Origin of the sequence: Paraburkholderia sp. BCC1885 (assembly GCF_900996235.1) — a bacterium.
In the GTDB taxonomy this organism is placed as follows: domain Bacteria; phylum Pseudomonadota; class Gammaproteobacteria; order Burkholderiales; family Burkholderiaceae; genus Paraburkholderia.
Map to the genome: position 1 here is coordinate 16,493 of NZ_CAAJGM010000215.1, position 22,953 is coordinate 39,445.

Here is a 22,953-nt window from a genome sequence, read left to right on the forward strand (position 1 = left end):
ATATAGAAAAGGCGGCTGCCCAGAAGGACAGCCGCCTTTTTTGCGCGCGGCGCTTACTCCGCTCGAGCCTTCACCCGCGCATTGGCCGAAGCCACCGCCGTCATGTTGATGATGCGGCGCACGGTCGCCGCCGGCGTCAGGATATGCACCGGCTTTTCCGAACCGAGCAGGAACGGCCCTACCGTCACGCCTTCGCCGCCGATCATCTTCAGCAGGTTGTACGTGATATTCGCGGCTTCCACGTTGGGCATGATCAGCAGATTCGCCTCGCCCGTCAGCTTCGTGCCGGGGAAAGCCGCCTTGCGGACCATCTCCGAGAGCGCGGCATCGCCATGCATCTCGCCGTCGATTTCGAGGTCGGGCGCGCGCTGCACGATCAACGCACGCGCCTGCGCCATGCGTTGCGACGAAGCCGACGGCACGCTGCCGAAGTTCGAGTTCGATAGCAGCGCGACCTTCGGCGTAATGCCGAACTTCTCGATCTCCTGGGCGGCCAGCACCGTCATGTCGGCGAGTTGCACGGCGCTCGGCACCTCGTTGACATACGTGTCGCAGATGAACAGGTTGCGGCCCGGCAGCATCAGCAGATTCATCGCCGCCAGGTTCTGCACGTTTTCCGCCTTGCCGAGCACCTGGTCGACGAACTTCAGATGGCTCTGATAGGTGTCGATCATGCCGCAGATCATGCCATCCGCGTCGCCCAGCCGCACGAGGATCGCGCCGATCAGCGTGTTGAACTTGCGCAGCGCCGCCTTCGCGACTTCCGGCGTGACGCCTTCGCGCGCGCCGATCTCGTGGTATTCCTGCCAGCACTTCTGATAGCGCGGATCGTCTTCCGGATTGACGATCTCGAAGTCTTCGCCGCATTTCAGCTTCGAGCCCATCTTCTTCAGACGCATCTCGATGACAGACGGCCGGCCGACGAGAATCGGCCTCGCGATCTTCTCCAGCAGCACGAATTGCGCGGCGCGCAGCACACGCTCGTCTTCACCTTCGGCAAACACGATGCGCGCCGGCGCCGATTTCGCCGCAGCGAACACCGGCCGCATCACCATGCCGGTGCGGTAGACCGTGGTGCCGAGCTCTTCGCGATAGGCGTCCATGTCCTTGATCGGACGGGTCGCCACGCCCGAATCCATCGCGGCCTGCGCGACGGCCGGCGCGATCTTGATGATCAGGCGCGGATCGAACGGCTTCGGAATCAGATATTCCGGGCCGAATTCGAGCGTGTGGCCTTCGTAGGCCTTCGCCACCTCGTCGCCCTGATCGGTTTCCTCGGCCAGTTCCGCGATGGCGCGCACGCACGCGAGATTCATCTCTTCCGTGATGGTGGTCGCGCCCACGTCGAGCGCGCCACGGAAGATGAACGGGAAGCACAGCACGTTGTTGACCTGGTTCGGATAGTCCGAACGGCCCGTCGCGATAATCGCGTCCGGACGCACACGCCTGGCTTCTTCCGGGCGGATCTCCGGCTCCGGATTGGCCAGAGCCAGAATCAGCGGCTGCGTGCCCATTTCCGCCACCATCTCCGCCTTCAGCACGCCGGCGCTGGAACAGCCGAGGAACACATCGGCGCCACGAATCGCGTCGCCCAGGCTGCGCGCATCGGTATTCGCCGCGTAACGTTGCTTCGACGGATCGAGATTGCCACGGCCTTCGTAGATGACGCCCTTCGAATCGGTGACGAGCACATTCTTCTTCGACAACCCCAGGTGCACCAGCAGATCCAGACAGGCAATCGCCGCCGCGCCCGCGCCCGAGCAGACGAGCTTCACTTCTTCGAGCTTTTTGCCGACCACCTTCAGGCCGTTGAGAATCGCCGCCGAGGCGATGATCGCGGTGCCGTGCTGATCATCGTGGAAGACCGGAATTTTCATGCGCTCGCGCAGCTTCTTCTCAATGTAGAAGCATTCCGGCGCCTTGATGTCTTCGAGATTGATGCCGCCGAGCGTGGGTTCGAGCATCGCGATGGCTTCCACCAGCTTGTCCGGATCGGTCCCGGCGAGTTCGATGTCGAACACGTCGATGCCGGCGAACTTCTTGAACAGACACCCCTTGCCTTCCATCACCGGTTTGGCGGCGAGCGGCCCGATGTTGCCGAGACCGAGCACCGCCGTGCCGTTGGTGACCACGCCGACGAGGTTGCCGCGCGAGGTGTATTTCTGCGCGTCGAGCGGTTCGTCGTAGATCGCCATGCAGGCGGCGGCGACGCCCGGCGAGTAGGCGAGCGACAAATCAAGCTGGTTCGACAGCGGTTTGGTCGGCGTGACCGAGATCTTGCCGGGCTTCGGATTCTGGTGATACGCGAGAGCGCTTTGCTTCAGTTGTTCGTCCATTTTTTGGCCTGCGAGACGTGAGTGATCGGGCCCGGCCCGGCTCGCCGTGTGCCTCGCTCGCATGGATCGAATGGGTCATCGACTGCAGCGGTTTTCGCCCGCGCCGGTTAGGCGCAGCGTCGAACCTGAGCGGTTGGCAAGACGATGCAGAGCTTTTACGGGGGGACTTAGTGTACACCCCGCATGGGCCGTTACGCGTGCCCTTCGGCGCCGCGAACCGTCGGCGAAACAATGGGTTGATCGCGCGCAAGCGGGCGTCGCCGGGGTGCTGCGGCGCGTCATGCGACGGGGCTTATTCGTAGTATTTTTGCTTCGCGCCCGCGGTCGATAAAACCGGACGGCGAATCACTCAGTCGAGTGCGGCGCCGCGACGTTCGGGGATCAGAAACAACGTGGCTACGATGTCGAGCAGATAGATGGACGCAAGCAACGCGAGCGCCGCGCCGAACGAATAGCGCGCCGCCAGCGCGCCGACCGCGACCGGCCCGAAACCGCCCACTGCACGGCCGATGTTGAACAGGACGTTTTGCGCGGTGGCGCGCGCCTCGGTGGGATACAACTCGGAAATCAGCGCGCCGTATCCGCCGATCATGCCGTTGACGAACACGCCCATCACCGCGCCGCCGATCAGGAGCGCGAACGGCGTCGTCAGATGGGCGTAGACGAACACCATCACCACCGCGCCGATCTGATAGAACAGGAAGGTCGGCTTGCGGCCGAAACGATCGGCCGCGACGCCGAAGAGCCAGATGCCGAGCGCCATGCCCAGCACGGTCACCGAAGTCCACAAACCGGATCTGGTCAGCGAATAGCCGAAGGTCTTGGACAGGTAGCTGGGCAGCCAGATCATCAGGCCGTAGTAGCCGAAGTTTTGCACCGAGCAGAGAATCGCCACGCCGATGCTCGAGCGCGTGGTGCGCGCATCCGCAATGAGGCGTTTGAGCGGCGAGGTGCGTGCGGCGTCTTGTTGTCCCGCGTGCCGCGCGTGTCGCGCATGCTCCGCCCGTTCGACGAACAGCGCCGGTTCTTCGACACGCCGCCGCACCACGAACGACACCACCGCCGGCACCAGCCCCAGCGCGAACATGCCGCGCCAGCCGATCACCGGCAGCAGCAGCGGCGTCAACAGCGCGGCGGCCAGAACACCCGCTTGCCAGCCGAGCCCCACATACGACGACACGCGCGCCCGCTGCGCGGCCGGCCAGGCCTCGGCGACGAGCGTCATGCCAATGCCGAATTCCCCACCCAGTCCAAGGCCAGCGACGGTCCGGTAAGCCAGCAGATCCGGATAGCCCTGCGCCAGCGCGCACAGGCCGGTGAACACCGCGAAGACGAGGATCGTCCAGGTGAGCATCCGCACCCGGCCGAAATAGTCGCTCAACACGCCGAAGACGATACCGCCCGCCACCGCGCCGATCAGCGTCCACGTCACCAGCGAGCCGGCCTGCGCGGACGACAGGTGCAGGTCGGCGGCGATCACCGGCAGCATGAAGCCGAGGATCAGCAGATCGAAGCCGTCCATCGCGTAGCCGAGCACCGCCGCCAGCAGGGCGCGGCCGGCATAGCCACGCTGCGCGCTCGCGCGGGAGGATGGGGAAGTAGAGGCGACAGTCATCGAAAGCATCCCGTAGGGCGCGGCCACGCTGAGGAGATCGGCGCCGGGGCCGCCCGGCCCTGAAAATTCGCGTGAGTGTAATCGGCGCCCGCCCGCGCCACAAGCCAGCCAAAAAGGCTTGCGCGGCGGCGGCCTCTGTCGCCGTGTCAGTCGGAGGCCCGGAACCGGAGGGCCGGCGGCATCCCCTTCACCGCCGCTTTAGCCGTCGTTACGGGTTCCACGCACGACAGCCTCCTCGGAAAGGTCCGAATCGGGTAAAATGTCGGCCTACGCGCGTAGCAAAACCGGCCTGTACTCCACTGACCGGCCGCGTGTTCCGCCCATCGGGCGCGGAACATCCCGCTTGCTGCGCCACCGGGCCTCCGCGCCCGCGCCCTCCCCGCTCTCATCCAAGGATCCGCCCATGACAGGCTTCGATCGCCAGACGATCTCCGACACGACCGCCAAGATGCTGCTGGAAGTGCAAGCAGTTCACTTCAACGCGGAAAAACCGTACATCTTCACGTCCGGCTGGGCGAGCCCGGTGTATATCGACTGCCGCAAGCTGATCTCGTATCCGCGCGTGCGTCGCGGCCTGATGGAAATGGCCGAGGCCACCATCCTGCGCGACGTCGGCTACGAGCAGATCGACGCGGTTGCCGGCGGTGAGACCGCCGGCATACCCTTCGCGGCGTGGCTGTCCGACCGCCTGATGGTGCCGATGCAGTACGTGCGCAAGAAGCCGAAGGGTTTCGGCCGCAACGCGCAGATCGAAGGTCTGTTGACGGAAGGCCAACGCGTGCTGCTGGTGGAAGACCTGACCACCGACAGCCGCAGCAAGATCAACTTCATCAACGCGCTGCGCACCGCCGGCGCGACGGTGAACCACTGCTTCGTGCTGTTCCACTACAACATCTTCAAGGAAAGCGTGTCGGTGCTGAAAGACATCGACGTGGATCTGCACGCGCTCGCCACCTGGTGGGACGTGCTGCGCATCGCCAAGGAAAAGGGCTACTTCGACACCAAGACGCTCGACGAAGTCGAAAAATTCCTGCACGCACCGGCCGAATGGTCGGCGGCGCACGGCGGCGCGACGGCATCGCCGCAGTAAGCCTCAGGCTGAAAAGTCGTTAAAAAGGGCTGCCTGTCTTCACGACAGGCAGCCCTTTTTGTATTCGGCAGTTACTCCGGCAATGTCAGCCTCAACGTCAGGGCAACTCGCCCGGCTCCTCTGCCGAATACGAAGACAGATTCAATAGGCCATTGCTTTGCGCGTACTGAAACAGTTCGGAATCGCGCTCGATCCCGAGCTTGCGCATTGCCGTGTTCTTCTGTGTGCTGATGGTCTTGATGCTGCGGTTCAACTGTTCTGCGATTTCCTTGATGGTCATGCCCGACACGAAGAGCCTCACTACTTCCAGTTCGCGCTTGGACAGCATGACCTCGTCGCTCTTGCCGCCCGCGTTCATACGCAGCGTGTCGAGCGCGGCCTTGACCGACGGGCTCATGTATTCGAGATTGCGGCTCACGTGTTGAACCGCGAGACCGATATGGCTCAGGTCGTCCGATTTGTTGACGACAGATATGACGCCAAGCTCGCTCAGACGCTTGAGCAATGCAGCATTCTCCAGCATCGTCAATACGACGATCGGCAGAGTGGGGAAATTACGACGCAGGTAGCCGATCAATGGCAAACCATCGCCATATTGGCCGCCCGGCATCGCGAGGTCGGTGACCAAAACGTCGCAGGGGACCGTCTGCAACACCTTGATAAGCTCCGTTGACTGGCGTGCGCGCGCGACCACCTGAATGCCGGGAAACTTCAACAGCGCATGCTCTGCGCCGAACAGTATCACCGGATGATCATCGGCCACGACGACCCTGACTGGACCTGGCATTGCTCTCCCTTTGCCTGATAACACGCTCTCCGAAACTTCAGCCATGCATCATTCTTGAATTCTAGGCCCCAGGTTTTAAATTTGTGAACTTGCACGCGACCCGGCCCACGCGCGCAACTCATCCGACTATAGCTGATTTCACACCGCCTCGGCCCGTCAGAGCGAGCCTGAGGGGAGCCAATGATAGACTTGATTCGACCTCGGGACACAAATTAGGGACAATAATGAACGTGAGGATGAACGTTCATGACACTGGAGAATCGGCACATGCGCTCGCGTTGCCTGGTCGTTCCGCTTGCTTCACCCCGTTCCCGAACACCGTCTCTCGCCTGGGCGCTGCTCAGCCTCGCGCTCGTCGCCGCGCACGGGCCGCGAGCACTCGCCGAAGGCCCTTTCGCGCTGACGAGCACGAGCTTTCATGACGGCGGTCCCGTCAACGCCGCCCAGGTCTTCGATCAGGACGATTGCAAGGGCGTCAACCGCTCGCCGCAATTGTCGTGGCATGACGCGCCGCAAGGCACGCGCAGTTTCGCCGTCACCATCTTCGATCCCGATGCGCCCGGCCCTGGCTGGTGGCACTGGGCGGTGGCGCAGATCCCCGCGAGCGTCGACCACTTGCCGGAAAATGCCAGCGCCTCGGGTTATCTGAAGAAGATCGGCGCGGTCGAGGCGCGCAACGACTTCGACATCGACGGCTATGGCGGCCCATGCCCGCCGGCCGGCAAACCGCATCGCTACGTCGTCACCGTGTATGCCCTCGGCACGACCGATCTTCGGCTCGGCCAGGGGCGGCCCGCGTTGATGTTCGATCATGAAATCGGCACCGCAACGCTCGGCAGCGCGCGGATGGTTGTCACCTACGCGCGCTAGGGTTCACCTGGCGGCGCCGCCGCCCGTCTCACGTCTGTGCTCAAACCCTCATGGAGGATGTCATGTCGAAGATCGTCATCGTGTATCACAGCGGCTACGGCCATACGAAGAAGGCAGCGGAAGCCGTGCTCGCCGGCATGCTCGAAGCCGGCGCGCAGGCGCAACTGATCGCCGTGGGCGAGCTGGACGATGCCGGCTGGGCCGAGCTCGACGCCGCCGACGCCATCGTCTTCGGCGCGCCGACCTACATGGGCGGTCCTTCCGCGGACTTCAAGAAATTCGCGGACGCGAGCTCGAAGCCGTGGTTCGGCCAGAAATGGAGGGACAAGATCGCGGCCGGTTTCACCAATTCCGCGACGATGAACGGCGACAAGTTCTCCACCATCCAGTACATGGTGACGTTGGCCATGCAGCACAGCATGATCTGGGCGGGCGTCGGCATGATGCCGTCCAACACCAAGGCGGCGACGCGCAACGACCTGAACTATGTGGGCGGCTTCACCGGCCTGCTCACGCAATCGCCGGCGGACGCCACGCCGGATGAAGCGCCGCCGCCCGGCGATCTGGAAACGGCGAAGCTGTTCGGCGCGCGCATTGCGGCGGTGACGGCACGCTGGACCGCCGGACGCTGAAAACCGGCCTCTGGCGGCACCAAGCCGCCAGCGACCCGCGGCCAAGCCGCCGCAACCCGCCGTCAACGGATGGCTTCTGCCGCATAAAACCGTCATCTCAATGTCATTTACGCGGCGCAACGTCGTTTTTCGACGATGTTTGCGCACGCGTGCCGCCATCCGGTCTTAAAATGACGTTCCGGCGCACTCTGGCGCCTCCGTAATCCCGTAGCCAGTGAGATTGAGATGAGCACGAAAGTATTTGTCGACGGACAGGAAGGTACGACCGGCCTGAAGATTTTCGAATACCTGTCGCAACGCGCCGACGTAGAGATCCTGCGTATCGAAGAGGCGAAGCGTAAGGACATCGAGGAGCGTCGTCGTCTCATCAATGCGTCGGACGTGACGTTCCTGTGCCTGCCGGATGTCGCCTCGCGCGAGTCGGCCTCGCTCGTCGCCAACGACCACACCGTGCTGATCGACGCGAGCACCGCGTTTCGCACCAGCGCCGACTGGGCGTATGGCCTGCCGGAACTGGCCCGCTCGCAGCGCGAACGTCTGCGCACCGCGAAGCGCATCGCCGTACCGGGCTGCCACGCATCGGCGTTCGTGCTGGCCATGCGTCCGCTCGTCGAAGCCGGCGTGGTGACGCCGGAGTTCGCCGCGCACAGCTATTCCATCACCGGCTACAGCGGCGGCGGCAAGAAAATGATTGCCGACTACGAAGCCGGCGGCAACGAGCGGCTGAAGAGTCCGCGTCCCTACGCGCTCGGTCTCACGCACAAGCATTTGCCCGAGATGGCGGCGCACACTGGCTTGCGGTCAGCGCCGCTGTTCACGCCGATCGTCGGCGACTTCTACAAGGGTCTGGCCGTCACCACGTACTTCTCGCCGAGCCAACTCGCAAAGAAGGCCACGCCGCAAGACGTGCTCGCGCTGTTCTCCGAGTACTACGCCGGCGAAGCCTTCGTGCGTGTCGCGCCGTTCGACGCCGAGGCCAATCTCGACGGCGGCTTCTTCGACGTCCAGGCGAACAACGACACCAACCGTGTCGACCTGTTCGTGTTCGGCAACGAAGAGCGTTTCGTCACCGTCGCGCGTCTCGACAATCTCGGCAAGGGCGCATCGGGCGCGGCCATTCAGTGCATGAATCTCGCCATCGGCGCCGACGAAGAAAGCGGATTAAAACGCTAAACTCCTTGCGTCCGGCAGCGTTGCGCCGCCACCCAGACAAAAAGCCAGTTTCATAAACCGGCTTTTTTTCGTTTCAAATACCCGATTCAAAAATTTCATTCCGCATACCTAATTAGTATTAATCCCGATTACTTTTAAACCCGCGCTCGCCGTTATTCATAAATCGGTAAATCGTGCAGCGCCGGGGGTGCGGCATGCACAGATTTCCGCCTGGGGAAACACCCGATTCTTTAGCGAACGGTCGCTCCAAGATGATAGAGCCATTTTGCTCCAAGGCTTGACTGGCAAGCGTGTGCGGCGAAGCAACGCTACCGCTCCCAGCGCCCAAAAATCGTTTTTTGTTTAAAAGACTCGCGAAACTCGCAGCGGCAAGAGTCGTGCGTTTCTGCGGCTGTTTGAATCGCTCTTTTTAGACGGTTCTATCAATTGACAGTCCTGAAGCGTACAGCGAAATTACTTCGCACAATTACACGAAAGGGAGACAGCAGCATGTGGGATGCCATAAACAAGGGCCTCGCATTGGCCCTTATCGCGACGCCTTTGTTAATCGCCTGCGGCGGCGGCGATGCCAGCAATCCAGGTCCGATCAGCGCGCCGCAATGTTCGGGATCGAGTTGCACCGGTGAAGGTCCACCGCCTCAGGGCACGGTGGCCTCGCTCTGTCCGGCGACGGCGGACATCGGCAATAGCACCTATCTGGGCGGCGCCGGCAGCGGCGAAGTGGTGAGCCTGAACATCAACGCCACGGCGATGACGTACACGCTGTCGTGGCTCGAATCCCCGGTTCCGCTTGCGACAGGAACGGTGAGCCCGAGCCGCGCGGGCGTGCAGATCACGGGCGCGGTCGTGCACCCGCCCGCGGGCACTTTGCCGACCGCCGAGCAAACGCGCTGCGCCTTCGTGCTGACACCCGGCACCGGCTCCGGACCTAACGGCACCTACAGCACCACGGCCGACTTCAACTCCGCCAATCCGCCGACCATCTTCGTGGGCCAGGGCGTCGCGGGCGGCGGCATTCCGGGTGCGACGATCCAGTTCAGTGGCGTGTCCATCCTTGGCCTCGGCACCGGCATCGGTAAGGTGGATAACCGTCACTTCGACTTCTACCCGTTCCTCGGCTTCGCCAGCACGACCACGGACATCAGCAAACTGCCCGGCACTTACAACGGCCTGCTCTACCACCTGACGCCTTCGGGTAATTCGGGCAACTATGCAACGGCCGGCACCAACACCTACGAGACCTTCGACTCGACCGGCGCCTGCACGTCCTCGCAAAGCACCGCAGGCTTCTCGGCGAGCAGCGGCGGCTGTCTGACCACGGGCAATCCGTACACGCTCAACGCCAACGGCTATTTCGACAGCACCTCGCCGCCGCAGATCATTACTCCGACCTTGCCCACCGGCAAATCGGGCGTGGCGCACATGATCCTCGGCCAGTTGAACGGCGCGACCATCCCGATCGTCGTGCGCACCGGCAACGTCGATATCGGCGCGCTGCAGGTGGACGACGAATCCGGCATCGCCGTGCTCGCGCAAGCCACCGCGCTCGCCTCGGGCGGCTTCGACGGCGGCTATGTCGGCGCGGATTCGAACTTCAACTACACCGCCACGCTGATCAACGGCGGGACCGGCACGTTCGTCAATCCGCAAACCTCGAGCGCCGAGGACGGCTTCAGCCTGACCTACGGTCTCACGGCGACGCCGGGCCTCGTGGGCGTCACCGCCCAGACGACTAGCGGCGGCACCGCTACCGGCTTCGCGATCGCCACGGGCGGCCTGTACGCGATCCTCATTCAGGGTGAGGAAAACAGCGGCGTGGCCTCGACTTCAGCCATCACAGGGACGGCGCAAAGCCCGTACTTCGGCGTGGGCGCCCAGGTCAGCAAGTAAGCGGCTCGAAGCGGAATCGCGACGGAATCGGAAAGTGGCAACAGCGAAAGCGAGGGATGGCCGGCGGGAAACCGGCCATCGAAAACGAGAACATTCTGGAGGGGGCGGTATGAATTGGAAATTCGTTGCGGCACTGGTTTTGACAGCGCCGCTGGTGACGGCATGCGGTGGCGGCGGCAACACGCCGCCGGCCCCGCCGCCGACGGCATTGTGTCCCACGACGCTTGACTACAGCACGGTCTACACGGGCGGCGGCGGCGACGGCGAACTCGCCAAGCTGCAACTCGATACCACCAAAATGACCTGGCAGATCACCTATGTCGAATCGCCGGTTCCGGCCACCACCGGCACGGTGACACCGACGCGCGCGGGCACCACCGTCAGCGGCACGATCACTCAGGAGACCGAACTGCCGACCGCCAAGCTCAATCAGTGCGCGTACCGGTTGAACGGCGCGAGCCTCGACCCGAGCCGGCCGGCGCGCGTCTTTATCGGCGAAGGCGTGGCGGGCGGCACGATCCCCGGCGCGCAGATCCAGTTCGGCGGCGTGCTCGGCGTGGGCGCCGTGCCTGATACGACGTTCCCGTACTACCCGTTCATCGGCTTCTCGTCGATTGAAACGAACATTGCCAGCCTCGCGGGCACCTATAACCAGCTCGGCTATCACCAGATACCGTCGCAGAACTTCCTGCCGGTTTCGGTGGACGCGAAGATCACCATCAACGCCGACGGCACCTGGACCGAGTGCGACAACAGCGGCATTAACGCCGGCAAGTGCCAGCAGCCGGGGACCAACCTCGTGCAGTCGGCCGACGGCAGCGGCGCGTTCGAAACCGACAACTTCCAGGGACAGGCCAAGGCGACGCTCGCCACCACGCCGGCCGCGAAGGGCTTCATGATCGTCGGCCAGTTGCGCGGCCAGCTCGTGCCGATCCTGGTGCGCACCGGCGTCGCCAATCCGACGGCGCTGCTCGCGGACGACGAATCGGGCATCTCGATTCTCGCGCCGCAGTCGACGGTCGCGGTGAACTCGCAGAACGGCGAGTACATCGGCGTCGATAGCCAGTTCGACTACCGCACGACGGCGCTCGAGGGCACGCAGGCCACGCTGCTCGATCCGTTCAACGCGTCGCAGGCGTCGCTCGCGACGGCGCTGAATCTCGACTTCACCGAGGCGATCCCTGGTGAAGTGACGACGACTCACGTGGGCGCATCGACGGGGACCACACCGACCGGAAAGATGATCTTCACCGGCGGCGTGTTCGGCTACCTCGATCTGACGACGCCGGCATCGCCCTACTTCACGATCGGCGCGTTCGTCCAGTAATGGACTCACCTGAGCTGATCACCACGTAACGAGGCGCCCGCTCCCCGGCTGCAGCACTTGCAGCGGCCGGGGTCCGCCCGGAGCGCGACGGCCACGCGGGACGACACCCCGCCGCCGCGCGTAGCAGGAGCACCCGCCCAGGAGGAACGTCATGAAAAGAATACTTATCGCGGCGCTGGCCGCGTACCTGCCGCTCAGCGTCCACGCGCAGCAGGCAGGCGACAATGTGGCCGTGCTCGGCTGGTTCCACGTCGCACCGCAAGACTCGAGTTCGGCGCTGACCACCCATGTCGCGCCGACGCCGATCAACACGCCGCTGCGTCTGCCGAACTCGTTCACCTCCGGCGGCACGGGACTCTCGACCAACAACGCCGACACGGTCGGTCTCGTGTTCAGCCACTTCCTGACCGACCACATCGCGATTACGTCGGTTGCAGGTGTGCCGCCGGTATTCAAGGTCTACGGGCACGGCACGATCATGCCGCCCGGCCCGGCCGGCGCGCTCGGCAGCCAGAATCTCGGCGATCCGTCGAGCAATCCGATCATCAAGAGCGTGCGCCAGTGGAGCCCGGCGGCGATCCTGCAGTATTACTTCAACAAGCCGGATGCGAAATTCAGGCCCTTCGTCGGCCTCGGCGTGTCGTACAACTGGTTCTCCGACATCCAGCTGAATCCGAACTTCGTCAGCTCGACGCAGAACAATCTCGGCTCCGTGCTGGCGGCGGGCGCGGGCAAGCCGGGCAAGACGCAGGTGTCCGCGAAGGCGTCGTCGTCGTGGCAACCGGTGTTCAATGCGGGCGCGGAGTACAACATCACGAATCACTGGGGCCTGCTTGCTTCGGTGACGTATATCCCGCTGAAGACCACCTCTTCGGTGATCGTCAAGGCCGCCGACGGCACGGAGCTGGCCGTGAGCAAGGCGGAACTGAAGGCCGATCCGATCATCTCGTTCCTCGCCGTGTCGTACCGGTTCTGAGGGAATGACACGCCGCGTGCGTCGCGACGGCGTTCAGGAAAGGAAACGCAGGACGAAAAAAAGCCCGCCTATATGGGCGGGCTGAATCCATATCAGAGGAGACATGGAGGAGACAAGACAAATACTAGCAAACCGTTTGGTGCGACGCAACATCGAAATTAGGGTTGACCCTCAATGTTGCGTTTACGCGACACTACGATTGACGGCGCATTTTCTCGCGCTGATGCTCAGCGCCCGGCGCGGCGCGCCGACACCTGCCCCAGCACCGCGAAGTCTTTCTCGCCGTCGCCGTGGGCAATCGCTTCGATCAGGCTATCGCGCACGACGCTCGCTACCGGCATCGGCGCCGAGACCGCGTCGGCGGCGGCCAGCGCGAGGCGCACGTCCTTGAGACCCAGCCGCGCCTTGAACAGCGCCGGTTCATAGCGCTGATCCGCAATCATCTTGCCGTAACCCTGATAGACCGGACCCGGGAACAGGCCGGCCGTGACCACATCGAGGAAATCCTGCGCCGCGACGCCATGCGCCGTCACAAGGCTCGCCGCCTCGCCGAAGGTCTCCACCGCCGAGCCGATCATGAAATTGGCCGCGAGCTTCATCACGTTCGCCTGTTGCGGCAGCGAACCGATACGCCATGTCTTCTGCCCAATGGCGTCGAACAGCGGCTGCACGCGGTCGATCGCCTCAGCCGGGCCGCCGGCCACGATGGTCAGCTTGCCCGCCGCCGCGACATCCGGGCGACCGAGCACCGGCGCCGCCACGTAATGCAGTCCGCGCAAGGCGTGCGCGTGGGCCAGTTCCTCGGCCAGCGCAACGGAGATCGTCGCCATGTTGACGTGAATCAGCCCGCGCGCCGCGTGCTCGAGCAACGAGGCGTCGATGACCGCGCGCAGCGCCGCGTCGTCGGCGAGCATCGACAAGACGGCGTCGCCAGCGAAGGCTTCGGCCGGCGATTCCACCACCTTGGCTCCCGCCGCGGCCAGCGCCTCGGCGCGTTGCAGCGAGCGGTTCCAGACCCGCACCGAATGGCCGGCTTTCAGGAGGTTCTGCACCATCGCCGCGCCCATCTCGCCAAGACCGATAAAACCGATGTCCATCTCTTGCTCCACTCTTTCAGGAAACCGGCAGTAAAGCACAGCCCTGTGACATGTGCAGTCATGGCGACACGGGACACGGCGCCGCGCCGCTCGAAACACAGCGTGAAGTGGCGTTTCGAGCCGCCGGAGGGCGCCCTTGGCTGACTAGGCGGCGCGATGCGTACAATGCGGGATTACCTATCAAGCAGAGGCAATTCCGTATGGCGATGAAAAAAACCGACCTTGAAAAGAACAAGGCCCTGAAACTGACCAATTCGATGAAGCTGGCGACCGCCGACCGCTTCGGCAAGGCCTCGGCGGCCGCGCCGGTGCTGGATCGCCGCGAACAACGCAAGCTCGATCAGGCGCAAGGCCTGGTGCCGTTTGCCTGCAAGCTCAACGCCGATCTCGTCAACGAACTGAAGGAAAAGGCAGCAGATCACCCTGACGGCATGACCGGCCTGCTGACCGAAGTCATCAAGCGCGGCCTCGCGGCGAACGCCTGATGCCGCGGGCGACGCGGCCTTCGGATGCCAGAGGCGCGTGATTGTGGTGGGGACTTACTGCATTCCCGCCATCGATAACTCCGCGCTCACGCTTTCCCGCACCACGCTGCGGCTATCCGCGGTGGGCGGAAATACGCACCAGCAGCCGTCGTCGTGGCGGAAGAAGAACAGGCTGCGCGCGCCGGCGGCGAGCGCGGTCTCGACCCGCACGTAACGTCGGCGGCCCATCCGGGTGCGGCTGAATTCGGTGACGCGAACGGGAATCGACGGCCCCGGCGCCAGCCACTTTTCGACGAGAAAGCGCAAAGACTGCTCGCTGGCGGTTCTCATGATCCTCTCCACATGCGTTCGTCCTGAGCGACGTCACGCGTGTCGTCGGTACTTTCCGAAGCGGACGCCTCGTCGGCTTCGTCTTCTGCCAGCTCCATGGCGCGGTTGGTCGCCGCGGCCCGCAACGTACTGCAATGAGCCGAATGTCTGATGTCTGAGAGAAGACGGACAAGCTGTCGAGCCGTTCTGCGTTTCATCGCACACCCCCGCACCGCACAAGTAACTTCAGAAATCACTTTAACTCTATGCCTCGCCGGCGCACTGCTGGGTAGTTTTTGACTAAATAGCAACACAAATGCTCAAAGTCGCGTCGCCAAATGCCCGCACTGATGGATACCAATGTGCGCGTATTGACGCGATGCAGTATGTGCGCTGGCGACCGCAACGGGCCGCAATGAAGCCGCGACCGCGCCTCTCCGACATCTGTTAAACGGCCTCGCGGCGGATAACTTTAAGGCGGGTGGCGCGGGAAGCCGGCAGGAAACGGGCGAATGACGCGGCGGCGTCCGGTTACGGGCTGACGCTGGGCGCGCTGGCAGGCTGCGCCGCGATGGCCGGATGACCCAGCTCGTCCGCTGCGGCGGGCGCCAGCGGCGCAACGGGCGCAGCCGGCATCAACGCCGGCACGCTCAACGCGCTCGCCGGCGGCGCCACCACCGGCGTGGTCGCCAGCCTGGGCGCCGGCACCACGGGAATCGGCGCGGCCACCGGCACCGGCGCGGCGGGGACGGGAAGCGGCGTGCTGATGACGTCGGTCGGCTTGACCGGCATGGTCCGCACGACGGTTTGCAGATAATGATCGACCAGCCCGAAGAATCGATCGTAGAAGGTGCCAGACGGAATCGTCTCGCTGGAGATTTTCACCATTTCGTCGTTATTCGAACGGATCGGCAACGATACCGAGCCGAGCACGCTCAAACCGACACTCGCCGACGTGTCGCTCTTCTTCAGCGCAAAGCCGTTCTGCACCGCGTTCACGTAGACGATGCTCGTGTCGGCGGTTTCTTCGCCCGGCGTACAGACGACGTGAAACTCCACCACCACGTGCGAATCGCCGCTGGGCTGGAAGTTCTTCGTGCCGTCGACCGTGTCCGAATGCGTCAGCGTCGTCATGTAGCCCTGGCTTAGCAGGGCGCGGCGGGCGGCTTCGCAGGTGTCGGTGGTGCTCGCGTTGAAATTGCGGGCGAAGGGGCTCGCGCCGGTATCGAACTGTTCCTGCTGAAACTTGGGCTGGGGCGCGCTCGAACAGGCGGCGAGCACGAGCAATCCGGACAGCGACGCTGCCGTGGCTTTAAAAAATGAGGTACGCATGATTCTGGGAGGCGAACTACTTAACGTCGAATGGCATGCATTGTAGAGCGGTTGCGACGCTGGAGCGAAAACCCGCGCGCGCGACATAACGCCTTGAAACAAATAGCTTTGTAGGGTCTTTGTCAGCGTGACATGGACTAACCGAGCAAAGGGCTACGCGCGGCCCGATGGGTGCCGGCCTGCCGCGCTGCCGTCAGGGTGCCGGCGCAGCCGCCGTAGCCGCCGTAGCCGCCGACAACCCAGGCGAGGCCGAGCCAGCCGCAGCACTCGCCGCCGGCACGTAGAACGAGCGAGCGCCGTTGGCCGGCGCTGCGCAGTCGGTGGCGGCATGGGCGTCGTCACAGGCTGCGGCTTGCGCGGCGGCGGAGGGCGCGTTGTCAGGCCTCGCCACCACCGGCGTGAAGGTCTCGACCCGCATGCTCACCTTTTGCGCGTAAGCGAGCGAGCCGCCGTAACTCTTCAGCGCCAGATTCAGATCGCCGCCGGCCGACTGCATATACCCGTGCAGAATGGCGGAGCCCGCTTCGATGTTGGCGGTGGGCTCGGTGAGGTCCTTGACGTTCCTCAGCAGGCCGCGATGAGCGGCGGGCACCACCTGCATCAGACCGGTCGCGCCGCGCGGCCCCTTGGCCTTTTCCTTGAAGCGCGATTCGATCGAAATGATGGCCAGCAGCAGCGCCGGCGGCAGCGAATACTTGGCCGCGGCGGACTGCACGGCGTCCGAGATCTGCTCTGCTTTCGCGCGGGCGACGCCGAATTTCTGCGTCAGATAACTGGAGATGCGGTCGTGATCGTTTTCATCCGCCGCTGCAATCTGCACCAGGCCCAGCGACAGCATGATCAGACAGAGAAAGCGGCTCATGGAACGATGACCGATCGAGAGGAGAAGACCCGCATTATACCGATGCCTAAAAAAACGGCACAAATTCCTCAGAGCATTGTCAAATCCGCGTCGTGCATGAGCCGAATCGCTTACTGCGCCTGCATCTGCTGATGCATGGCTGCCTGCTGCTGGACCTGCCGGGCTTGTTGCGCGTGCTGTTTGGCCAGATGCCGGCCGACGATGCAGCCGCCCACCGCCCCCACTACCGCGTGATGTCCAGCGTAATGACCGGCGACACCGCCCACCACCGCGCCTTTGATACAACCCGCCGCATTGGCGTTGCCGATGGTGGCGAGTGCCAACGCGGCGCTGATGAGGGCGAACCTGGTGCGACTTGCTTTCATGTGTAAGTAACTCGTGTGCAAAAGGCGCGGGCGATGTCTCTGTGACGATCACGCCACACGCCGGATGACGGACAAGGACGGTTCGCAGTATAAAAGACGCCTTGCGCGACGGGTGCAACAGCAGTGCCAGATCAGTAACGCCGGTTTACCAAAGCGTGCCTGCGGCAAGAATCCGCATGCATGCGCGAGCAACTTTAGGTTTCCCCGTGTAACGTATCGTCTTTGTTTAATGCAGACAGGGCCCGATCAGCAGCACAGGTCCGATCCGCAACGGTGTTGATTCTCATGCTCGCGCCCATACGTGTGGACGTTGAGTCACGACAGCAGGCAGGCCGATCCATGAACAAACCTGAATTCACCGAGCCCGACAGCGCGCGTCCCGACCTGCTGTGTTTCCTCGTCGCGATTGCAGCGGCTTCGTATGCCCTGACTCAGGAATGGCGCGTCGACCATGTCGTGCAATGCTGCCGTCAATGGCTTGGCAAGAACGGGCTGAGGATGCATTGGCTCGACCGCGTGCTGATCGGTCAACTCGCGCTGAAGATCGCCAGCCAGGACTTGCTCGAAGCCGGCGTCGCGGTGCGGTTATCCAGCGTAAACGCATTGTTCACCAATGAGATGGAACTCAACGGCGCCAGCACCATGGTGCAGCGGATGATGGCGCTTTGCCACGAGGCGCTTTGAGCCGCTTTTAACGGCGGCCGAACGGGAATCGCGTGCTACCTAACATATCGAGGCGCGGGCGCTTATAGTGGAAACACGGCTACGCCTTTGAGACGCTCTCGGCGGCGAGCTTCGGTTCAGGACAAGCGCTTTTGACGGGGGAACCGCACGATGGCTACCGCTTCGAATTTGAATCACCCACCGCAGGACATGGCCCAGGAGTGGGTGCAGGCCCTGGCCGGCTATCTCGAACTTTCGCTCGACAAGGGCAAATGCCTCGTCATGATGCGGCACGGCAGCGACGTCTGTTCAATCTACGTCGGCGATCCGTCCGATGAGGAAACGCCGTTGACCGTTCACGGTTCAATTGCCACCACCGTGGCCGACCGCATACTCGAATCCACGCATCCCGGTAAGAATCAGATGACGGTGGGAGAGGAGACGTATCGCTTCTTTCGCAGCTTCACGCACATCGACGGAGTTGGGGCGGTGGTGTTCGCGCCGGCTTAGGATGATGCCGCGGGCTGCGAATTGACGAGGCTGGTGAAAGCGGTGAAAAGTGGCAGGTTCTAACAATTGCCCTTAAAGGCGCTAATTGTCCTTAAGGATTCGAAAAATCCTTATAAATCAATGGCACTTCACGCCTCCAACACCGCGACCGAGAATGAGCCCACGTTGCACCCGAAAAAATTCGCTCAGTTGGCGCAGTTCGAATAGTTATGCTTAAGCACGGGCTCGTCAGGCTGCGCTTTGGTCAGCGCCGGTGGGCTCGCTTCCATAATCGCTATGCGCGAGGTGTGAAAACCTGGCCGCGGCCTGAGAAATCTTCCGCTTCGAAACCGGATTGATAACATCAATCGGCGCCGCCGTCGGATGCTCCAGGAAGTGCTGCTTCACGACCCCTTGAAGGTCCGGGAATCTCTTCACCGACTCTTCGATGTCTCGAGCGAGCATGACTTTAACGGTGTAGAGGTTCGGGCGCACGGTCGCCTGCACTTCCGCGATTCTTCTTTGAGCTTCCGCAGAAAGCTCTCCAGTGAGCCAGAGTTCGAAGGTGAGCTTGAGATTCTGGAACTCCGGATTATCGTTCGTCTGTTTCCGGACGTTCGGGATGCGCTTGGTCAGCCAGGCCTCAATTTCGTTGTCTGGCAATAGGTTGCCAGGTATTAGCCCTTTGCATTCAATGAATCGAATCTCCTGGCGTGGCACAACTACCCGGACGTCGACTTCCGCAATGTCTTTGCCGTCCTTGCGATAAATCTTGTTCATGTCGATGCTAGCGCCGGCCACCGACCTTCGCATAACATCTGCGACGACGAATTCGAACAGCGCCCCGCGGAGCGTGCCGGCTGCACCCTCGACCTTGCCGAGCTTTTCGAACAACCTAGAGAACTTCTCGGGGTCGATTGCTTGTGTTGCTACTTGCGCAAGCGTGGCGGTCAATTCCATCAGCGCACGGGCCACGTCGGTACCGAACAACGACTCTGTTGTCGCGGGGATGATTCCTTCGCGGCGGATTGCGTCGAGGGCTTCGCGGCTGTATTGGTGGGCGACGAAGAATTGCAGGGTGCGAGTTTTATGCACCTGGCGTAGCGTTTTGCACTTGTAGATGAACGGCAGGAGGTCGCTCAACCCGACCTCCTCCCTCAAGAGCACGTCCAAAACCATGAAACCGGGATTCGGGCGACCGTTACTCCAAGTTGCCAGTGCACTGACATATGACGGCGCCGTCAAATCCCACTGAAAAATGGAGACAGTAGGTGCGGCACCCTGTTGGTTGCTCCGCTGCTTAAATGTCCCGTAGCTACCGAACGCAAGTCTTGCCGCCCAGTCCTGAACAGACTGGAGCAGCACGGTCTCAGCAATCAGTCGAGCGCGGACTTCAGGGAGCAGTTCTTCAAGAGAGGCGTCCTTCTTCGCGAAAGCAAAGCACTCGCCTAAACCAGGTACCTCGATGGTCTGAAACAGCTCAGTGGCCACAAGGTCCTGCCAAACACGTTCGAAGGAGATTTGGCGGTCGCCGGACGAGATACCTGCCGCAGATGCGAGGTGTGCCAGCGGAAGAAGGCCGCCACGCGCTCTGAGAGCTCGAATCACTCGCGCATATGCACCGTTACCTTCCTCGAGCGCCTCGGCTAATCGCCTCCAGAATTTATCGCTCCCGTATTGCGCCGCCGTATACAGGAACTTTGCCTTGCGCGCGAACGGCAGTTTCAGCTCGCGTACCGACTTGCTTCGTCGTTCGACTTTCTTTCTCGCTGCCGCCGGCGTGATGCCCAGCCATTTTTCAAGGCCGACAGCAAGCTGGCCGCTCAACTGCGGCCCCTCACTAGACAGCAGTTCAAGTACGTGGTCACGCATTGCTCATTCCTTGTCACAGAGCGCTATTTATAATTATAGGGCGGCGTGACTTCGGCGCGCAAATTTTTTTGTTCGAGATGAAAAATATCGTTTAAAAACAATTGCTTGCTAAATATTTTTGACATCGCGAGGCGAAGGACTGCCCAAAATGCCGTCACAGTTCAGGCGACGACTTATCGGTAGGGGCCCAACGGTGCCTCCCCGGAAGCCCGCCGGCCGCGTCGGAAGCGTGCGGTCGAACGGCCCCGGCCCTGCGGTAAGCGTTGAGAAGCTCACTGGAGTACGGGCGCGCGGCCCCGCTTAGAGAAGCAGGGCGCGACGCCTACGCGCCAAGGCGCTGCGACGCGGCGCGCAAATGTGCGGCCAAAATTGCATCGTATTCATCGTCGAAATCAGCGTCGACGACGACCGTGCCATCTTCGGTGAGGAACACTTCCGACTTCACAGCCTCGAACTGCTCCTGTGCCTCGTCAACATTCGCTGTCGAACCCTCCGCTCTAGCAAAGCGCTTCCTATCCTGCCTCACCTTCGCGTTCTTGCGAGCTCCGCGAATCGTCTCGGCTTCGAGGACCGTATCGAGCGCCTTGTTCGAGCGCCGCTGGTGGTCGTCCACCTTCTTCTGCGCCTTGTTGGTGAGAGTGTTTGCCTTGTGGCGATGCCTACCTTGCTCAACCTCATCCTCTACCGCGAGTGCAGCGTCATCCCAGTTACGAAGCTCAAGAGCTTTCCAAGTGACTTTTTCGACCATGAACTCGTCTTCCCGCACAAGTCCCAACTCCCCGCGGTTGCCGCGATTGTCCCGCCACTGTAGCGTCGCTGCATGAACTCCGACACGCTTGTACTCGATTTTCATCTGCTCTGACTTGCTAGCCCGAGAAGCCATAAAGTCATCGTAGTGGTCATCGAGTTCATCAGACCTCCACCGTTTCGAGAGGTAACCAACCTTCCCGCCGCGAACTGTACCGGGACACCACGGGATAAACTTTTCCCAAGCCTCCTGCTCGGTCAGTTCGACCTTTTGGTCGCCGATGCGTGCGGCCTGGTGGTACCCCCAGAGAGTAGTCGGATTGATATGGTGGCAGCCGTTCATGCGCATGGTTTCGCTTCGCAGATGGCGCTTCTTCGAAAAGCGGTTGACGTGCTGGATAGCCACCAAGACCAACTCTTCCAATTGCTCGACCGTGATGGGCTTTTCCTTTCTTGCGCGGTCTCGAAGGTCTTTCGAAAGCAAGGCTTGTTGCCGCGTGTAGGCACCGGGAGCTTCTGACATCAACCGCAACATGATGCCGTTCAGGCTCTCACCGGTTCCCTTTTTTTCGCCTGCTGCCGGGGGCGCCAAATACATGATGAGATGCATCTCCTTGCACGCCGTGGCGATAACAGCGTCGCTTGCACCCGCGCCGTTATCGACGAAGACACCATCGATTGAACCGTGCACCAAGTCATTGACGTCGCGAAGGCCGAGTTCGCGTGCACGTTTGGCTTTGTCAATATAGATGGAGGCTATGCATCGCCGGAATGATTCATTGTCCTCTCCTTCCATCGCGATTTCATACCCGACCACAGCTCCCGTTCGCCGGGAAACCGCGAAAATGATGGTCACGAAGATGGGTTCAATCTTGCCGGCAACAAGCGCAGCAACAGGTACCTTGGCAACGAAGCCATCAACGTCAACGATTTCGAGACTCATGTCCAGAGTCAGGTGTGTCGCCTGCCCAGACTTCGAGGATAGATACTTTCGCGAAAGCCGACGGCCGAGTTGTCTTCGCTTGGCGTCGGTCGCTGCGAGGATGTATGTGTTGACGTGGTAGAGGAACTGCTTCCAACGGGGAATCAAGCGCTCGGGATACTTCCCATACTGGTCGCTCACCATCGCGCTGTACGTATTGATGAGCGTCATCCTTTCGCCGATGTAGTATTTTTCGATAGCCACGACGAACTTGGCGAAGTCTGCCGGACGCACATGTGTTTTGCGCATCATCCGTGGATGCCCCAAATACTCGGTCTTGTCGTCAGCGATTTTTTCCAACCGCGTTCTCGGGCCGGGGCGACGGGTGTTTACCGCTGTGCGCTGTTTGCCTCCCCCACCTCTAAGCGAGGTTCGTTTAATCAGTGCGCGCGGTACGCCACCGTAAGCGCAGTGTCTGTGGAAATACTCGAGGATTGTGGTCTGATAACCTGGTTGCTGTCCCATGTTCTGCCAGACGTGACGCAGCGCCTCCGCCCTGGCGGTCGGGTCGCTCAAGATGAACGGATTGAACATGTCCTTCGGCGCACCGTTGTAGTCGACCGTGACATCCGAATAAGCCTTGACGATAGACTTCCGACGCTCAAGGCCAACCAAGCTCGCCTCGGAGACAGGAATGGACTCTTTTTGGATTTCATCTGGCGTGAAGATGTCGGAGATGGAATAGACGTCGCTCAATGGGTCATCAGCGTCATCGAGATTCCAGCGTTCCCAATGCCCACCGCCATAGAGCGTGCTGCTTCCGCTTCCGGCCACCAGTCGGAGCACGTAGAGGTGGCGATTGTGCGCGTCCCACGTTACCGCCCGATAGAAGAAACCCCCGTTATCTCGTCTGCGGGCAAACAGTTTCATCGGAACCAGCCCGGAGGGCCAAGCTCGCCGATGGTAGCTTTCAATGATGCGCGCTGCGAAAGCTTCGTCCGTAATGATGCGAGGCGGAGGAACGGGCGAGCTCTCCTTCGCCGCGGGAGGCATGATATGCGAGCGCATGAGTTTCTCCTTGAAGCACGGCCGGCTGAAGCGCCGGCCTGAATGA

General features: G+C 62.1%; 20 protein-coding genes. 10 read left to right on the forward strand and 10 right to left on the reverse strand.

The annotated features are described in order from the left end of the window. Positions 1 to 53: 53 nt before the first annotated feature. Positions 54 to 2,336 (reverse strand): NADP-dependent malic enzyme, encoded by a 2,283-nt coding sequence (locus FQ755_RS23875; RefSeq protein ID WP_144157489.1) that lies wholly within the window; start codon positions 2,334 to 2,336, stop codon positions 54 to 56. 349 nt (positions 2,337 to 2,685) lie between these two features. After that, positions 2,686 to 3,951: an MFS transporter gene (locus FQ755_RS23880; protein WP_144157490.1), complete on the reverse strand. Its 1,266-nt coding sequence runs from the start codon at positions 3,949 to 3,951 to the stop codon at positions 2,686 to 2,688. Between the two features lie 403 nt (positions 3,952 to 4,354). Between FQ755_RS23880 and FQ755_RS23885 the strand changes: the two genes are divergently transcribed. Next, positions 4,355 to 5,041, forward strand: coding sequence for an orotate phosphoribosyltransferase (locus FQ755_RS23885; RefSeq protein ID WP_074262733.1), 687 nt, complete (start codon positions 4,355 to 4,357; stop codon positions 5,039 to 5,041). 97 nt (positions 5,042 to 5,138) lie between these two features. Here FQ755_RS23885 and FQ755_RS23890 read toward each other — a convergent pair whose 3' ends face one another. After that, positions 5,139 to 5,828, reverse strand: coding sequence for a response regulator (locus tag FQ755_RS23890; protein ID WP_144157491.1), 690 nt, complete (start codon positions 5,826 to 5,828; stop codon positions 5,139 to 5,141). Positions 5,829 to 6,095: 267 nt separating this feature from the next. On the opposite strand from FQ755_RS23890, the gene FQ755_RS23895 reads away from it, so the two are divergent. The 6 genes from FQ755_RS23895 to FQ755_RS23920 all read left to right on the forward strand — a co-directional run bounded on the left by FQ755_RS23895 (position 6,096) and on the right by FQ755_RS23920 (position 12,696). Next, positions 6,096 to 6,698: a YbhB/YbcL family Raf kinase inhibitor-like protein gene (locus FQ755_RS23895; RefSeq protein ID WP_144157516.1), complete on the forward strand. Its 603-nt coding sequence runs from the start codon at positions 6,096 to 6,098 to the stop codon at positions 6,696 to 6,698. Between the two features lie 62 nt (positions 6,699 to 6,760). Continuing rightward, the gene (locus FQ755_RS23900; protein ID WP_144157492.1) at positions 6,761 to 7,330 is read left to right on the forward strand and encodes a flavodoxin family protein; all 570 of its coding nucleotides are present in this window, start codon (positions 6,761 to 6,763) and stop codon (positions 7,328 to 7,330) included. 225 nt (positions 7,331 to 7,555) lie between these two features. Then, positions 7,556 to 8,503: an N-acetyl-gamma-glutamyl-phosphate reductase gene (gene argC / locus FQ755_RS23905; RefSeq protein WP_144157493.1), complete on the forward strand. Its 948-nt coding sequence runs from the start codon at positions 7,556 to 7,558 to the stop codon at positions 8,501 to 8,503. A gap of 489 nt (positions 8,504 to 8,992) precedes the next feature. Then, positions 8,993 to 10,393, forward strand: coding sequence for a DUF2957 domain-containing protein (locus FQ755_RS23910; RefSeq protein WP_144157494.1), 1,401 nt, complete (start codon positions 8,993 to 8,995; stop codon positions 10,391 to 10,393). Between the two features lie 109 nt (positions 10,394 to 10,502). Next, a complete protein-coding gene (locus tag FQ755_RS23915; RefSeq protein WP_144157495.1) occupies positions 10,503 to 11,720 on the forward strand; it encodes a DUF2957 domain-containing protein in 1,218 nt (405 codons plus the stop codon). A gap of 151 nt (positions 11,721 to 11,871) precedes the next feature. Then, a complete protein-coding gene (locus FQ755_RS23920; RefSeq protein ID WP_144157496.1) occupies positions 11,872 to 12,696 on the forward strand; it encodes an OmpW/AlkL family protein in 825 nt (274 codons plus the stop codon). 227 nt (positions 12,697 to 12,923) lie between these two features. Here the strand turns inward: FQ755_RS23920 and FQ755_RS23925 are convergent, their stop codons facing one another. Next, positions 12,924 to 13,832 carry an NAD(P)-dependent oxidoreductase gene (locus FQ755_RS23925; RefSeq protein WP_409937573.1) on the reverse strand — a complete coding sequence of 303 codons (909 nt, stop codon included), beginning with the start codon at positions 13,830 to 13,832 and terminating at the stop codon, positions 12,924 to 12,926. Positions 13,833 to 13,993: 161 nt separating this feature from the next. On the opposite strand from FQ755_RS23925, the gene FQ755_RS23930 reads away from it, so the two are divergent. After that, complete coding sequence (locus FQ755_RS23930; protein ID WP_144157498.1) at positions 13,994 to 14,278, forward strand: hypothetical protein; 285 nt, start codon at positions 13,994 to 13,996, stop codon at positions 14,276 to 14,278. 54 nt (positions 14,279 to 14,332) lie between these two features. Here the strand turns inward: FQ755_RS23930 and FQ755_RS23935 are convergent, their stop codons facing one another. From FQ755_RS23935 to FQ755_RS23950, 4 genes are all read right to left on the reverse strand, one after another. After that, the gene (locus FQ755_RS23935; protein ID WP_144157499.1) at positions 14,333 to 14,608 is read right to left on the reverse strand and encodes a hypothetical protein; all 276 of its coding nucleotides are present in this window, start codon (positions 14,606 to 14,608) and stop codon (positions 14,333 to 14,335) included. 510 nt (positions 14,609 to 15,118) lie between these two features. Then, complete coding sequence (locus tag FQ755_RS23940) at positions 15,119 to 15,919, reverse strand: DUF2242 domain-containing protein (RefSeq protein ID WP_144157500.1); 801 nt, start codon at positions 15,917 to 15,919, stop codon at positions 15,119 to 15,121. Between the two features lie 193 nt (positions 15,920 to 16,112). Further along, complete coding sequence (locus FQ755_RS23945) at positions 16,113 to 16,781, reverse strand: lytic transglycosylase domain-containing protein (RefSeq protein ID WP_144157501.1); 669 nt, start codon at positions 16,779 to 16,781, stop codon at positions 16,113 to 16,115. A 110-nt stretch (positions 16,782 to 16,891) separates the two neighbouring features. After that, positions 16,892 to 17,146, reverse strand: coding sequence for a hypothetical protein (locus FQ755_RS23950; protein ID WP_144157502.1), 255 nt, complete (start codon positions 17,144 to 17,146; stop codon positions 16,892 to 16,894). 339 nt (positions 17,147 to 17,485) lie between these two features. On the opposite strand from FQ755_RS23950, the gene FQ755_RS23955 reads away from it, so the two are divergent. Continuing rightward, a complete protein-coding gene (locus tag FQ755_RS23955) occupies positions 17,486 to 17,830 on the forward strand; it encodes a hypothetical protein (protein WP_144157503.1) in 345 nt (114 codons plus the stop codon). Positions 17,831 to 17,980: 150 nt separating this feature from the next. Further along, the gene (locus FQ755_RS23960; RefSeq protein WP_260858825.1) at positions 17,981 to 18,319 is read left to right on the forward strand and encodes a hypothetical protein; all 339 of its coding nucleotides are present in this window, start codon (positions 17,981 to 17,983) and stop codon (positions 18,317 to 18,319) included. A gap of 228 nt (positions 18,320 to 18,547) precedes the next feature. Here FQ755_RS23960 and FQ755_RS23965 read toward each other — a convergent pair whose 3' ends face one another. Then, the gene (locus FQ755_RS23965) at positions 18,548 to 20,170 is read right to left on the reverse strand and encodes a hypothetical protein (protein WP_144157504.1); all 1,623 of its coding nucleotides are present in this window, start codon (positions 20,168 to 20,170) and stop codon (positions 18,548 to 18,550) included. 322 nt (positions 20,171 to 20,492) lie between these two features. After that, on the reverse strand, positions 20,493 to 22,907 hold the full coding sequence (locus FQ755_RS23970; RefSeq protein WP_144157505.1) for a hypothetical protein: 2,415 nt from the start codon (positions 22,905 to 22,907) through the stop codon (positions 20,493 to 20,495). Between the last annotated feature and the right edge of the window lie 46 nt (positions 22,908 to 22,953).